13 protein-coding genes are annotated in these 13,389 nt (G+C 64.7%); 7 read left to right on the forward strand and 6 right to left on the reverse strand.

What is annotated here, in order from left to right; translation table 11 throughout:
• The first annotated feature begins 4 nt into the window (after positions 1-4).
• From L338_RS04730 to L338_RS04745, 4 genes are read left to right on the forward strand one after another with little or no spacing between them, the layout of a single operon-like run.
• A complete protein-coding gene (locus tag L338_RS04730) occupies positions 5-775 on the forward strand; it encodes a carbon-nitrogen hydrolase family protein (RefSeq protein WP_022697220.1) in 771 nt (256 codons plus the stop codon).
• A gap of 40 nt (positions 776-815) precedes the next feature.
• Positions 816-1,667 (forward strand): formate/nitrite transporter family protein, encoded by an 852-nt coding sequence (locus tag L338_RS04735; RefSeq protein ID WP_027068278.1) that lies wholly within the window; start codon positions 816-818, stop codon positions 1,665-1,667.
• Positions 1,668-1,716: 49 nt separating this feature from the next.
• On the forward strand, positions 1,717-2,919 hold the full coding sequence (locus L338_RS04740; RefSeq protein ID WP_022697222.1) for a JmjC domain-containing protein: 1,203 nt from the start codon (positions 1,717-1,719) through the stop codon (positions 2,917-2,919).
• 2 nt (positions 2,920-2,921) lie between these two features.
• Complete coding sequence (locus L338_RS04745; RefSeq protein ID WP_022697223.1) at positions 2,922-3,452, forward strand: hypothetical protein; 531 nt, start codon at positions 2,922-2,924, stop codon at positions 3,450-3,452.
• On the opposite strand, the gene clpB is transcribed toward L338_RS04745, so the two are convergent.
• On the reverse strand, positions 3,449-6,079 hold the full coding sequence (gene clpB, locus L338_RS04750; RefSeq protein WP_022697224.1) for an ATP-dependent chaperone ClpB: 2,631 nt from the start codon (positions 6,077-6,079) through the stop codon (positions 3,449-3,451). The genes L338_RS04745 and clpB overlap by 4 nt on opposite strands.
• Before the next feature lie 244 nt (positions 6,080-6,323).
• Here clpB and L338_RS04755 point away from each other — a divergent pair, with 244 nt between their 5' ends.
• The gene (locus L338_RS04755; RefSeq protein WP_022697225.1) at positions 6,324-8,093 is read left to right on the forward strand and encodes a sodium:proton antiporter; all 1,770 of its coding nucleotides are present in this window, start codon (positions 6,324-6,326) and stop codon (positions 8,091-8,093) included.
• Between the two features lie 73 nt (positions 8,094-8,166).
• Here L338_RS04755 and L338_RS16345 read toward each other — a convergent pair whose 3' ends face one another.
• From L338_RS16345 to L338_RS04775, 4 genes are all read right to left on the reverse strand, one after another.
• Positions 8,167-8,838 (reverse strand): DUF4167 domain-containing protein, encoded by a 672-nt coding sequence (locus L338_RS16345; RefSeq protein WP_022697226.1) that lies wholly within the window; start codon positions 8,836-8,838, stop codon positions 8,167-8,169.
• Positions 8,839-9,085: 247 nt separating this feature from the next.
• Positions 9,086-9,952 carry a peptide chain release factor N(5)-glutamine methyltransferase gene (prmC, locus tag L338_RS04765; protein WP_027068279.1) on the reverse strand — a complete coding sequence of 289 codons (867 nt, stop codon included), beginning with the start codon at positions 9,950-9,952 and terminating at the stop codon, positions 9,086-9,088.
• 257 nt (positions 9,953-10,209) lie between these two features.
• Entirely contained in the window at positions 10,210-10,437 is a 228-nt protein-coding gene (locus tag L338_RS04770; protein ID WP_022697228.1) for a hypothetical protein, read from the reverse strand.
• A 117-nt stretch (positions 10,438-10,554) separates the two neighbouring features.
• Positions 10,555-10,908: a hypothetical protein gene (locus L338_RS04775; protein ID WP_022697229.1), complete on the reverse strand. Its 354-nt coding sequence runs from the start codon at positions 10,906-10,908 to the stop codon at positions 10,555-10,557.
• A gap of 22 nt (positions 10,909-10,930) precedes the next feature.
• On the opposite strand from L338_RS04775, the gene L338_RS16350 reads away from it, so the two are divergent.
• Positions 10,931-11,497, forward strand: a complete 567-nt coding sequence (locus tag L338_RS16350) for a class I SAM-dependent methyltransferase (protein ID WP_022697230.1) — start codon at positions 10,931-10,933, stop codon at positions 11,495-11,497.
• Here L338_RS16350 and prfA read toward each other — a convergent pair.
• On the reverse strand, positions 11,494-12,576 hold the full coding sequence (gene prfA / locus L338_RS04785) for a peptide chain release factor 1 (protein WP_022697231.1): 1,083 nt from the start codon (positions 12,574-12,576) through the stop codon (positions 11,494-11,496). The two genes, L338_RS16350 and prfA, sit on opposite strands and share 4 nt — an antisense overlap.
• Before the next feature lie 94 nt (positions 12,577-12,670).
• Between prfA and L338_RS04790 the strand changes: the two genes are divergently transcribed.
• A complete protein-coding gene (locus tag L338_RS04790) occupies positions 12,671-13,381 on the forward strand; it encodes a M23 family metallopeptidase (RefSeq protein ID WP_022697232.1) in 711 nt (236 codons plus the stop codon).
• Positions 13,382-13,389: the final 8 nt, after the last annotated feature.

Here is a 13,389-nt window from a genome sequence, read left to right on the forward strand (position 1 = left end):
CCCGATGCGCGTAACCGTGTGTCAGATTCCCGGTCATGACCAGGCGGCCCGGGAGGCGGGCTTCGACGCCCTGTTCGATCATGCCCGCGACAAAAGCAGCGAGCTGGTCGTCATCCCCGAGATGCCGATGAGCCCCTGGCTCTCCAATTCGGATGCCTGCGACCCCGAAGCGTGGGAGCAGGCCGTCCGGACTCATGAAAGCGGGATCGAGGCGATCTGCGATTCCCCCTTCCCGGTCGTCGGCAGCCGCCCCGTCACCATCGGCGGACGGCGGTTCAATCAGGGCTTTCTGGCGCATAAGGGCCTCTGCAAGGCCGTGCACCACAAACGCTTCCTCCCCAATGAGCCGGGCTACTGGGAAGCGACCTGGTACGAACATGGCGATGGCGGGTTCGAGGTTTTCGGCGTCAACGGCGTCACCGCCGGCCTGATGATCTGCACCGATCTCTGGTTCATCGAACACGCCCGGATGCTGGGCCGCGCCGGGGCCGCGATGATCTGCCATCCGCGCGCGACCGAGCGGCGGACGCTGGAAAAATGGCGCACCGGGGTAAAAGCCTCCGGCGTGATTTCCGGGGCCTATATTCTCAGCTCCAATCTGTGGGAGCCGGAGGAAGGCGAGAGCGACGCCAATCTGGGCGGGGCCGGCATGATCGCCGACCCGAACGGAGAGATTCTGGGCGAGACCAATGCCGATAACCCCTTCCTGACGCTGGACATCGATATCGAGTTCGCGGACGCCGCGAAGTCCCTCTATCCGCGTTACGTCATGTAGGTCTATGCTCGGCGCGCCGCCGCGCAAGAAAGCCCGCCCGATGACAGCCAGCAAAACCGAAGCCGAAAAAGCCGCCCCGCCGGGCGAACGTCCCGAGCAGATCGAGGCGGACGAGCGCGAAACGGTGGAGGAGCTGGCGCGGCTGCGCGCCCCGGTCATCTATCGCATCATTTCCGACGAAGGCAGGCAGGAGCTGGCCCGGCCGGCCGCTTCGATCTGGTGGTCGGGTCTGGCCGCGGGCATGGCGCTGGGCCTGTCTGTCGTTATGAAGGGGCTGCTGCATCACTATCTCCCCGATACGCCCTGGAAACCGGTTCTGGAGAGCTTCGGTTATCCGGTCGGTTTCCTGATCGTAGTTCTGGGGCGGCTGCAGCTGTTCACGGAGAACACGCTGACCGCCATACTGCCGATCCTGACTCAGCCCAGCCGCAAGCGTTTCATGCAATTGACCAAGCTCTGGGGACTGGTCTTCGTCGCCAATGTTACCGGCGCGCTGATCGCCGCCGCCTTTTCGACGATCCCCGGCATGGCGGGCGCGGAGCAACTTTCCGCCATGCTGGAAATTTCGGCGGAGTCGCTGGACCGCAGCATGCTGGAGCTGTTCCTGAAAGGCGTTCCGGCCGGTTTCCTGATCGCCGCCATGGTCTGGATGATGCCCAGCTCGAAAGGGTTCGAGTTCTGGGTCGTGCTGCTGATGACCTATCTGATCGCGCTGGGCGGCTTCACCCATGTCATCGCGGGAACCACAGAGGTCGGGCTGCTGATCCTGAACGGTCAGGGCGGGCTGGCCCTGCTGCCCGGCTTCCTGCTGCCCTCCGCGCTGGGCAATCTGGTCGGCGGCACGGGCCTGTTCGCCGTGCTGGCCTATGCGCAGGTGAAGGAAGAAGTCTGACGCCCGCCGCGCGCTCGACACCGCTTCCGGCGATCATTATCAAAACCCCATGCAAAGTTTTGACGATCTGATCGCGCCGATGAGCGCGGCGGAGTTTTTCTCCGCCCATCACGACCGCAAACCGGTCCACATCCCCTGCCCCGAGGGCAGGCGGAAGGCGATGCTGGACTGGGCCGGGCTGAACCGGATCCTCGATCTGCACACTTACTGGATCGAACCGCACATGAAGCTGGTCATGGGCAACCGCGCGGCCCTGACCGAGCATTATTGCGACGAGGTCGAGACGCTGGACGGCAACAAGACCCTGCGCGCCAATCCGGCCAAGGTGAAGGCGTTTCTCGGTATGGGCGCCAGCATGGTCGCCAACCGGGTGCATGACGTCTCCCCGCCCGTGCGGGATGTCGCAGCGATCCTGGAGGAGACGTTCGGCGCCGGCGTGGGCGCGAACATCTATTGCTCCTTCAAGGGCGTGCAGGCCTTCCAGAGCCATTACGACCTGCATGACGTCTTCGCCATCCATACCGAGGGCGAGAAGACGTGGACGGTGTATGAGAACCGCGCCGACACCCCGGTGAACCCGCTGCCGCCCGGCGATGCGACCAGCCAGTATCTCAACGCCTCCAAGGGCAATGTCCTGTTCGAAGCTCACATGAAGCCGGGCGACCTGCTCTATCTGCCGCGCGGCTGGTATCACGACGCGCTGGCCAGCTCCGACGCCTCCATGCACGTCACCTTTTCGGTCTCGCCCAACACGGGGCTGAGCCTGTTCAAGCTGCTGGAGCGCGAAGCCAAACGCGACAGCGCTTTCCGCGCCTTCCTGCCGCACGCCCTCGATGACGAGGAAGCGTTGCAGCAACGGCTCGGCGAACTCGGCGACCGTCTCAAAGCGCTGGTCACCTCCCCGGCCTTTGCGACGGAAGTGAAAATCGCTCAGCGCAAGCTGAAGAACGATCCCACGCGCTTCGACCTGCCCCATGTCGCGAAGCCGCAATTCTACGCCGTCAATCGCGGCGCGGGCCGCGTGACCAAGACCGACCAGGGCGCGATGCTGGAGACCCAGTCCGGCCAGACCCCGCTCGGCATCAGCTATGAGGCCGTGGACCACCTCCTCAAACAGCAATTCTTCACCGTTGAAGACATGCTGGCCCGCTTCCCCTATCTGGAGCGGGACGAGTTCGAGGCGACGCTCGCCAGGCTGGAACAGGCCAACCTCATCGCCAGGACACAGGCGGAAGGCATGGGCGGGGGATAGAAATGATTTGGACGGATATTGTTATTCCGCTCCTCGCCGCCTTCGGCGGTATCGTTCTAGGCGGCATAATTACTCACCGCTCGCAAATCGCACTTCAGGAAAAACTTTTAGAGCGCAAGGGTCGCGCGTTTGCGTATGGTTTCGCTGCAGAGCTCGAGGCTTATCTCAAGATCCTCGAAGTCCGCAAAGCTATAGATTCTTACGAAGCTATAGCTCAACGATTAGAGGCCGGTCAGGACCAACCGCTTCACCTTTTCGTAGACGACCCTACAGAAAGCCCGTTAGCGATGTTGCCTTTCGCCGATAAGAATTTCGGCGATATTGCTTTTCTTCCAGCGGGACCTCGAGAAGACTGCGTCAACTGGCTCACCCTATATCGAGGTGTAAGGGCAAGCGTGATTGGAGCCGCTCAAGGGAAATTTTCGCACCTACCCGTCATAGAGAAGGCCAAGCTCGTTCGAGGGGAACTCGATCTCTTCAAGGACCTCCTCGACCAAGCTGGCCACCTCATTTCGCGATTGCGCGCCGTCTAGTTCACCGCAGCGCCCCTTGGCGCGCCGCGCTCCAGGCCCACCGGGACGCCGTTCACCGTCAGCGTGTCGCCGTCGGCGGAGACGGTTACCGTCTCACCATCCTTGATATCGCCTTGCAGGATCAGGCGGGCGATGGGGTCTTGCAGGCGTTTCTGGATGACCCGCTTCAGGGGCCGCGCGCCATAGGCGGGGTCGAACCCGGCCCTGGCGAGGACCTGTTTGGCGGCCTCATCCAGATCGATGCGGATATCGCGGTCGGCCAGCAGCCCTTCCAGCCGTTTCAGCTGGATATCGACGATATGGGTCATGTGCTCCATCGCGAGGCGGCGGAACAGGATCACCTCGTCGACGCGGTTGAGGAACTCGGGCCGGAAGCGGCCGCGCAGCTCGCCCATCACCGCCTCGCGGGCTTCCTCCACATCCTCGCCGGTCATGGTCATCAGATGTTCGGCGCCGACATTGGAGGTCATGATGATCAGCGTGTTGCGGAAATCGACCGTGCGGCCCTGCCCGTCCGTCAGGCGGCCGTCATCCAGCACCTGAAGCAGGACATTGAACACGTCCGGGTGCGCCTTCTCGATCTCGTCGAACAGGATCACCTGATAGGGCCGGCGGCGGACCGCCTCGGTCAGCGCCCCGCCTTCCTCATAGCCGACATAGCCGGGCGGCGCGCCGATGATGCGGGCGACCGCGTGCTTTTCCATATATTCGGACATGTCGAGGCGGGTGATGGCGTGCTCGTCATCGAACAGGAATTCGGCCAGCGCCTTGGTCAGCTCCGTCTTGCCGACGCCGGTGGGCCCCAGGAACATGAAGCTGCCGATGGGCCGGTTCGGATCCTTCAGGCCGGCGCGGGCGCGGCGTACGGCGTCGGAGACAGCCTCCAGCGCCTCGTCCTGACCGATCACACGGGCGCGGAGATTGTCCTCCATCGCCATCAGCTTCTCGCGCTCGCCCTCCAGCATCTTGTCCACCGGGATGCCGGTCCAGCGGCCCACCACGTGAGCGATCTGTTCGGCGTCCACGACTTCCTTCATCACCCCTTCGGGCGTAGCTTCGCTGTCGGCGGATTCGGCTTCGGCGACGCGCTTTTCCAGCTCCGGAATGCGGCCGTATTTCAGCTCCGACGCCTTGCCGAGATCGCCTCGGCGTTCAGCGTCGGCGAGTTCCGCGCGCAGCCGGTCCAGCTCCTCCTTGGCCTGTGTGGAGGAGGCCAGCTTGTCCTTCTCCGCGCGCCAGGAAGCGGTCAGCTCGTTCGAGCGCTCCTCAAGGTCCGCAATCTCCTGCGCGATCTTCTCCAGCCGGTCCTTTGAGGCGTCGTCCTTTTCCTTCTTCAGCGCTTCGGCCTCGATCTTCAGCTGGATCAGGCGGCGGTCGATCTCGTCCAGCGCCTCGGGCTTGGAATCGACCTGCATGCGCAGGCGGGAGGCCGCCTCGTCCATCAGATCGATGGCCTTGTCGGGCAGGAAACGGTCGGTGATGTAGCGGTTGGAAAGGTTCGCCGCGGCGACGATGGCGGAATCGGAGATCCGCACGCCGTGATGCACTTCGTATTTTTCTTTCAGGCCGCGCAGGATGGAGACGGTGTCCTCCACGCTCGGCTCCTCAATGAAGACCGGCTGGAAGCGGCGGGCCAGCGCGGCGTCCTTCTCCACGTGCTTGCGGTATTCGTCGAGCGTCGTCGCGCCGATACAGTGCAGCTCCCCGCGCGCCAGCGCAGGTTTCAGAAGGTTGGAGGCGTCCATCGCCCCGTCCGTCTTCCCGGCCCCGACCAGGGTGTGCATCTCGTCGATGAACAGGATGATCTGGCCTTCCGCTGACTCGACCTCGGAGAGCACGGCCTTCAGCCGTTCCTCGAACTCGCCGCGGAATTTCGCGCCGGCGATCAGCGATCCCATGTCCAGCGCCAGCAGCTTCTTGTCGGCCAGGCTCTCGGGCACGTCGCCATTGACGATGCGCAGGGCCATGCCCTCCGCAATGGCGGTCTTGCCGACGCCCGGCTCGCCGATCAGGACGGGATTGTTCTTGGTGCGGCGGGACAGCACCTGGATGGTGCGGCGGATTTCCTCGTCGCGCCCGATTACCGGGTCCAGCTTGCCCTCGCGCGCGGCCTCGGTCAGGTCGCGGGCGTATTTCTTCAGGGCGTCATAGCCCTCTTCCGCGCTGGCGGAATCGGCGGTGCGGCCCTTGCGGACCTCATTGATCGCGTCGTTCAGCGCCTTGGGCGTGATGTCCGCCTGTTTCAGCGCCTCATGCGCCTTGGTGCCCGGCACGATGGCCAGCGCCTGCAGGATGCGCTCGGCGGGCGTGAAGCTGTCCCCGGCCTTGTCGGCGGCTTCCTGCGCGGTCTTCAGAACCTCGGCGGTCTTGGGCGCCATGTAGAGTTTGCCGGCCCCGTCGCCCTCCACCTTGGGAAGGGCGTCCAGCGCGGCGTTGGCGAGGTCCAACGCCTGTTCGGGGCGGCCGCCGGCCGCGCGCGCCAGATTGGCGGCCAGGCCGTCCTTGTCCTCGATCAGCGCCTTCAGCAGATGCTCTGGCGTGAATTGCTGGTGCGATGCAGCCAGGGCGAGCCCCTGCGCCGCCTGCAGCAGGCCGCGCGAGCGCTCGGTAAAGCGTTCCATATCCATATTGTTTCAATCCCCTGATACAGGCAGATGAACCACGCCGGACGCGCCCGTTATGGCGCACGCACGGCGTGAACAAGCAAGTTACAGTCCGATATGGTGTTGCGCTTATGTCACGCAAGAGAGGCGCTGAAACATGCTCTGGCGGGCGCTGCTATTTCCCTTGCCGTGAAAAAGAATCCGCTGGTCTGAAAAAGCACTCCTGTAGGATAATGCGTTGCTGAAATACCGGACTGGCGGCGACTGAATGGAAAATTTGCACGCATGGATCTCGCTGGGGATGCTGGCCGTGATGTTCGTGGCCTTCACGCTGGAGCGCGTTCCCCCCGCCGTCGTCGCGGTGGCCGGCGGCGCGGCGTTTCTGGTGCTGGGCTATATCAGCACGGACGACGCGATGGGCGTGTTTTCCTCCAGCGCGCCAATCACCATCGCGGCCATGTTCATCCTGTCCGGCGCGCTGGTGCGCACCGGCACGCTGGAGGCGGTGGCGAACTTTATCGCCCGCCAGGCGGCGGGGCGGCCCGTTTCCGCTATCGGAACCATGTTCTCCGGCACGGTCGCGGCGTCGGCCTTCATGAACAACACGCCGGTTGTTCTGGTCCTTATTCCTATCGTGAAAAAGCTTGGCCGGGCGCTGGACATTCCGGCCTCGAAACTGCTGATCCCGCTCTCCTACGCCGCCATCTTCGGCGGCACCTGCACGCTGATCGGCACATCCACCAATCTTCTGGTCGACGGCGTGGCGCGGGATCAGGGTCTCAGCCCGTTCGGCATTTTCGAGATCACGCCCATCGGCCTTGCCGCCGCGGCGGCGGGCGCCGTCACCCTGCTCTTGCTGGCCCGGTTCATCCCCACCCGTGACGCCATAGGCATGCAGGCGGAGGAAAAGGAAGCGACCGTCTTCCTGAGCGATGCGCGGGTCAATGAGGAGAGCGCCTGGATCGGCCAGCCCTATGGCAAGATTTCGGAGCTCAACAAGCCGGGGATCCGCCTGATCTCCATCCGGCGGGGCAGCGAAACCATCCGGACCGATTTAGCCGACCAGACCGCCGAAGCGTTCGACCGCCTGGTGTTCCGGGCGCCGGTCTCCGAAATCCTGACCCTGCGCGAAGGGTCGGCGGCGCGCATCGGCATCCGGCCGGACATGGACATCGGCGCTGGCGCGGTGGTGTTCGAATCCGTGGCCGCCCCGAACCGCCGCGGCGTGTTCGAGACGCTGGCCGACCTCGACCTTCTCAACCGTTTCGGCCTGCGCCCGCTGGCCGTGTCGCGGCATCTCAGCTCCGAAGGGCCGGAACTGGCCGAAGTGCGGCTGCGCCCGGCCGACACGCTGCTGGTCGAAGGCTCGCCCGAAGGCTTTGCCGCCATGATGCGCGAGGGCGCCTTCATCAGCCTTGAGACCCCGCGCTCCCGCCCCTTCAAGCGCCGGCGCGCGCCGATCGCCATCGGCGCGCTGGCCGCGGTCGTGCTGCTGGCGGCGTTCAATGTCATGCCGATTGGCGGGCTGGCGATCATTGCAGTCGCCCTGATCCTGCTGACCCGCTGTATCGATCTGGAAGAGGCGCTGGCCTCTCTGGAAGGCGGAGTCCTGCTGCTCATCTTCGGAATGCTGGCCGTGGGCAAGGGGCTGGAGAACACCGGGGCGGTGGAGCTGATCGTGAACGCGCTGGCGCCGTTCATGACGCAGGCCAGCCCCTTTGTCGTGCTGCTGAGCCTTTATTTGCTGACATCCATTCTGACAGAGATCGTCACCAATAACGCCGTGGCGGTGATCCTGACGCCCATCGCCATTGCCATCGGGGCGGAGCTGGGCGTCGATCCGCGGCCGCTGGTCGTGGCGGTTATGTTCGCGGCCAGCGCCAGCTTCGCCACGCCCATCGGCTACCAGACCAACACGCTGGTCTATGCCGCCGGAAACTACAAATTCAGCGACTTCCTGCGTGTGGGCGTGGTCATGAACATCACGGTCGGCATCGCCAGCTGCCTCGCCATCCTGGCCTTCATGCCGTTCGGCTGACCCGGCAAAGAAAACGCCCCGGCAAGGCTGCCGGGGCGTTTCAAGCGATGCTTTTGAAGCGAGCCGCGGAACGTCAGGCGTTCGCCGCTTCCTTCTTGGACTTGTCATCCGAAGCGGCATCCGACTTGCGCGGACGGCCGCGGCGCTTGGGCGCCTCGTCCTTCGAGGCCGCGCCCAGCTCGCCGCTTTCCTCGGGCGTCACGACTTCCAGCGGATTGCTGTTTTCGGAGTCAGACTTTTTCGCCCGTGAACGCCGCGGCTTGGCGTCCTTGCCGTTATCGGCGCTGTTCTGGCCCTGATCGCCGCCGCCGCGGTTCTGGTTCTGCGCCTTGGGCTGGTCGTCCTGCCGGTTGTTGTTCGCATTGGCCTGCGCGTCGTCATTCCTCGACTCGCCGCGCTGGTCGTTATTGTGGCTGTTGCCGCTATTATTGCCGCCGGACGCGCGCTGCTGGTCCCGCTGGTCGTTATTGTTGTTATTGCGGTTGTTGTTTTCCTGCTGCCGCTGCTGCTTCTGCTCTTCCTGAGCGCGCATGATGCGGAAATAGTGCTCGGCGTGCTGCAGATAGTTCTCTGCCTTCACGCGGTCGTCAGAAGACGAAGCGTCACGCGCCAGCTGGATGTATTTTTCATAGACGGTGCTGGGCGCGCCCCGGACCTTCACGTCAGGCCCGTTGCTCTCCATGGAGCGATTGCCCCCGCCGCCACTATTGCCGCCCTTACGGCTGCGTCCGCGCTGACGTTTCATTGCGTCTCCTTGTTATCGGTTCGCCTCAAGCCGCGCGCGCGCAGGTTCGCGCAACGCAGTCCCTCATCAAAGGCGATTGAGAGTTCCAATATTTAGCGTCTTGGTCGCTTGATCCGTTTCCGGATCGCTTAAACGCAGCGCGGCAAAAACCGCCCTCATCAACCGATCCGGCGATGGCTGCGTACAATCGGACCCTAGCGGCAAAAACCGCCCGTTCCAAGCCCTTTTCACCGCGCCCCGCTTTCCCTTAGCAGACAAGGGAAATCAGCAAGGCGCGGCCGTGTCCGGCAAGGTCCGCGCGGCATTCGTCCACAGCCAGTTTCCCGGCTGATTCCATCAGGGCGGAGACCGCCTCCGCCTGCCCCGCGCCCAGTTCCAGCACCGCCGAGCCGCCCGGCGCCAGCAAGGACGGCAGGCACGCCGCCAGCGCGCGATAGGCCGTCAGCCCGTCCGCGCCGCCATCCAGCGCCGCGCGGGGGTCGCGCTGCACTTCCGGGGCCAGGGCGGCCAGGTCCGCCGTCGGAATATAGGGCGGGTTGGACGCAACCAGGTCGAAGCGCGCATCAATCGCCGCCGCCCAGTCCCCCTGCATCAGCGCCACGCGGTCCGCCAGTCCCAGCTGGGCCGCATTCTCCCGCGTCAGGGCCAGCGCCCCGGCGGACCGGTCCGCGCCGACGCCAAACGCTTCCGGCCGTTCCGTCAGCAACGCCAGCAGAATGGCGCCGGACCCCACGCCCAGATCCAGTATGCGCGACGGCCGCCCGGCAGGCAGGCGCTCCAGCGCCGCCTCCACGATAATTTCGGTGTCCGGTCGCGGCGTCAGCGCCCGCGCATCGGAGCGCAACTCGAAGCTCCAGAACGGCTTGCTGCCCGTCAGGTGCGCCACCGGCTCCCCCGCCAGCCGCCGCGCCGCCAGCGTTTCCAGCGCCGCCGCCTGCGCGCCCGTCATCTCGGCTTCAGGCGCGGCCGCCAGCCACTCCCGGCTCAGCCCGGTGACGTGCTGGATCAACAGGCGGGCGTCCAGATCGGGCGTCTCGTTTCCCGCCGCGGCCAGGCGCGAGGCCAGCGAACGCCGCAACGCCCCGACGCGGTTCTGTCTATTTGCTGTTTTCATGCCGCCACCGGGGGGTTAATCGTCCAGTCCCTTTCTGACGCGAACAGGCACGCTTGAACATGAGTCACGGCACCCTTCTGCACCATGTTCGGATGGAAGACGACAATGTCGTATCCGGCGTCGTGATCGACGCCTCGGCGCCGCTGAAACCGCTTCGCATCAAGATAAGCGTGGACGAAAAGATCGTCGGAATCGTTCTGGCGGGCGATCTGGTGAACAGGCGCACCTTGCCGGGACTGTTTCCGGACCGCGACCTGTCATTCATGGACGCTGTGAAACAACAGGAAACGCCATCCGGGTTCAGCTTCCGCATCCCCGAGTTTTTCCGGGCCGGCATTGATCACCGCATTCAGGCGGCGGCGATGACCGAGGATGGAGAGACGCCGATTTTCCGGCAATCGGCGCAATTGACGGAGACCAGCTTCGCGGACGCCCGGCGCTTCTTCGCGGAATACAGCTACATCAATTTCGAGACCATCACCCATGTCCGGGACGATGTAGTCGCCTTTACCGGCTGGTATTCATTGCCCGAGGGCCGGGAAGATGACCTGGCGGTGACGGTGAATGGACAGCCAGCGTTCAAGTGCGTCTGCGAAAGACTGTCAGAACCGGCCGACCCGCTTCACTTTGCCTTCGACCGCGCCCGCCCGTCCTGGCGATTCCAGGGCGAAGCCGATCTGGCCGCCGTGCCCTCCGACCCGCGCGGCTTCCTGTTTTCCGCACAAAGACCGGACGGCGCCTCCGCCGGTTTCCTTCACGGGATGAATTATTTCCTGCCGGCATACTGGAAAGAGTGTTTGCGTGATTGGCCCGCGCCGCCTTTCGGCAATGTGGAGCGCACCAATCCGCATTTCACAGAGCGCAAAGGCGCGGACGGACAGGACCTGCTGCGCGCCGGTCACTTTTTCTCCGGTTATTCCAGCCTCTGGCATATCGACCACGCGGCGCGCGCCCATGCCGGCAAATCGCTGACCGATTGTGAAAAAAATCCTCGACTGGGGCTGCGGCGCCGGGCGTCTGACCCAGCACCTTCCCCGGATGCTGCAGGCGGAAATTCACGGCGTGGATATCGATGCGGAGAACATCGCCTGGGCCGCTGCGAACATACCGGACGTCCAGTTCGCCCCGATCGGCCTGGACCCGCCTTTGCCCTTCCCGGACGCCAGCTTCGACGCGGTGATCGGCCTGTCCGTCTACACGCATCTGTCCGAAGAAGACCAGTTCCGCTGGCTGGCCGAACACCGCCGCATCCTGAAGCCCGGCGGCCTGTTGCTTGTCACAGTGGCCGCCGAATCCGCGCTCAAACGCGCGCGCCTGCCAAAGATGATCCGCTATGCGCGGGAAATGCGCCGCCACGGCATCTCGGACAGCGACATCCCGCCGCTGTTTGCCGGCATGCTGGGAAACCGGGCCGACTATTACCGCAACACGCGCCATGCCACCGGCTACGTCCTTGCCCGCTGGCAGTATTACTTTGACATCAAGGGTATCGAGCCGAGCGGCAGCCAGGCGCAGCAGGACATCGTGGTCGGCGTCCGCCGCTAGGCTTCCGCCCCCTCCATCGCGGCCAGTTTGTGCGCCTGGTCTTCGGAGATCAGGGCGTCCAGAAGCTCGTCCAGCGCCTCGCCCTCCAGAACTTTGTCCAGCTTGTAGAGCGTCAGATTGATGCGGTGGTCGGAGACCCGCCCCTGCGGGAAATTATAGGTGCGGATGCGCTCCGAGCGGTCGCCGGAGCCGACCTGGCTGGCGCGGTCCGCCGCGCGCTCCGAATCCTTGGCCTCGCGCTCCATGTCATAGAGCTTGGTTTTCAGCATCTGCATGGCGCGGGCGCGGTTCTGGTGCTGCGACTTTTCGGAGGACATGACCACGATGCCGGTCGGAATATGGGTCATGCGAACCGCGGAATCGGTCTTGTTGACGTGCTGGCCGCCCGCACCCGACGCGCGCATGGTGTCTACGCGCAAATCTTCCTGCCGGATTTCGATTTCCACATCTTCCGGCTGGGGCAGCACCGCCACCGTCGCCGCCGAGGTGTGGATGCGGCCGCCCGCTTCGGTGTCGGGCACGCGCTGCACGCGATGCACGCCGGATTCCCATTTCAGGCGTCCGAACACGCCCGCGCCCTCGACCGAGGCAATGATTTCCTTGTATCCGCCCGCGTCGCCCTCGGATTCGGATTCGATTTCCACTTTCCAGCCCTGATCCTGCGCGTAGCGCTGATACATGCGGAACAAATCGCCCGCGAACAGCGCAGCCTCGTCTCCGCCCGTCCCGGCGCGCACTTCCAGCATGACGGAGGCCTGATCGTCCTTGTCCTTGGGCAGAAGCAGTAGCTGCAGCGCCTTTTCCTTGCCCGGGATCTGGTCGCGCAGCTCGTCCGCCTCGGCCTCGGCCAGTTCCTTCATCTCCGCATCGTCCGCGTCCCTGGCCAGCGCCTCGGCCTCTTCCAGTTGCTGGCGCAGGGTGGAGAGTTCGCGCGCCGCATCGGCCACCGGCTTCAGCTCGGCGTGCTCCTTGGACAGGCGGACAATCGCGTCGGCGTCCGCGGCGGCGGACATCTCGGCTTCGATGGCGTCAAAACGGTCGACGACCTGATTGAGGCGGGATTCGGGTATATGCGGCATGGCGCATCGAATAGCGGTTGCCGCGGCGCGGCGCAAAGCCTGATAGCGCCTGACGCGGCGGAACTCTCTGGCGGGGCTGCGGGTTAGGCATGGAATGAGCAGAACTGCCGAATATGCCCGCCTGGCCGCCGGGGGCGTGATCGGCGTAATCCTGATTATCTACGCCGCCATTTTTCTCACCCGCACGGCCACGACGCCGGATCCGTCCGCGCCATCGCCTGAAATCACGGCGATTGCGGCGCAACGTCTGGATGCGACCGAACCTCCGTCAGCGGATATGGCGGCGCCGGAATCCCGGGCCGGCGCCCCGGTCAGCAACCGCCCGCCCGCCGCGCCTGCGGCGGCGCCTGTCGCCGCCCCACCTTCCGACTTTCCGCGCCCCCTGATCATTCCCGTCAGCGGCGTGCCGACCGGCATGTTGAGCGACAATTATGATGATCCGCGTTCCGGCGGACGCGAACACCGCGCCATCGACATCATGGCCGAGCGCGGCACGCCCGTTCTGGCCGCCGATGACGGCACAATCGTCAAGCTCTTCGACAGCGACCGCGGGGGCCTGACCATCTATCAGTTCGATCCCACCCAAACCTATTCCTATTATTACGCGCATCTGGACGCCTATGCCGACGCGCTGGAAGAAGGCCAGAGCGTCGAGCGCGGCGATCTGATCGGTTATGTCGGAACCAGCGGCAACGCGCCGGACAGCGCCCCGCACCTTCACTTCCAGATCAGCGAACTGGACGAAGACAAGAGCTGGTGGCTGGGCGAACCGATGAACCCGTTCCCGATCCTCGCCGGCCAGTGATGGCTGCG

The organism is Euryhalocaulis caribicus (assembly GCF_000412185.1).
In the GTDB taxonomy this organism is placed as follows: domain Bacteria; phylum Pseudomonadota; class Alphaproteobacteria; order Caulobacterales; family Maricaulaceae; genus Euryhalocaulis; species Euryhalocaulis caribicus.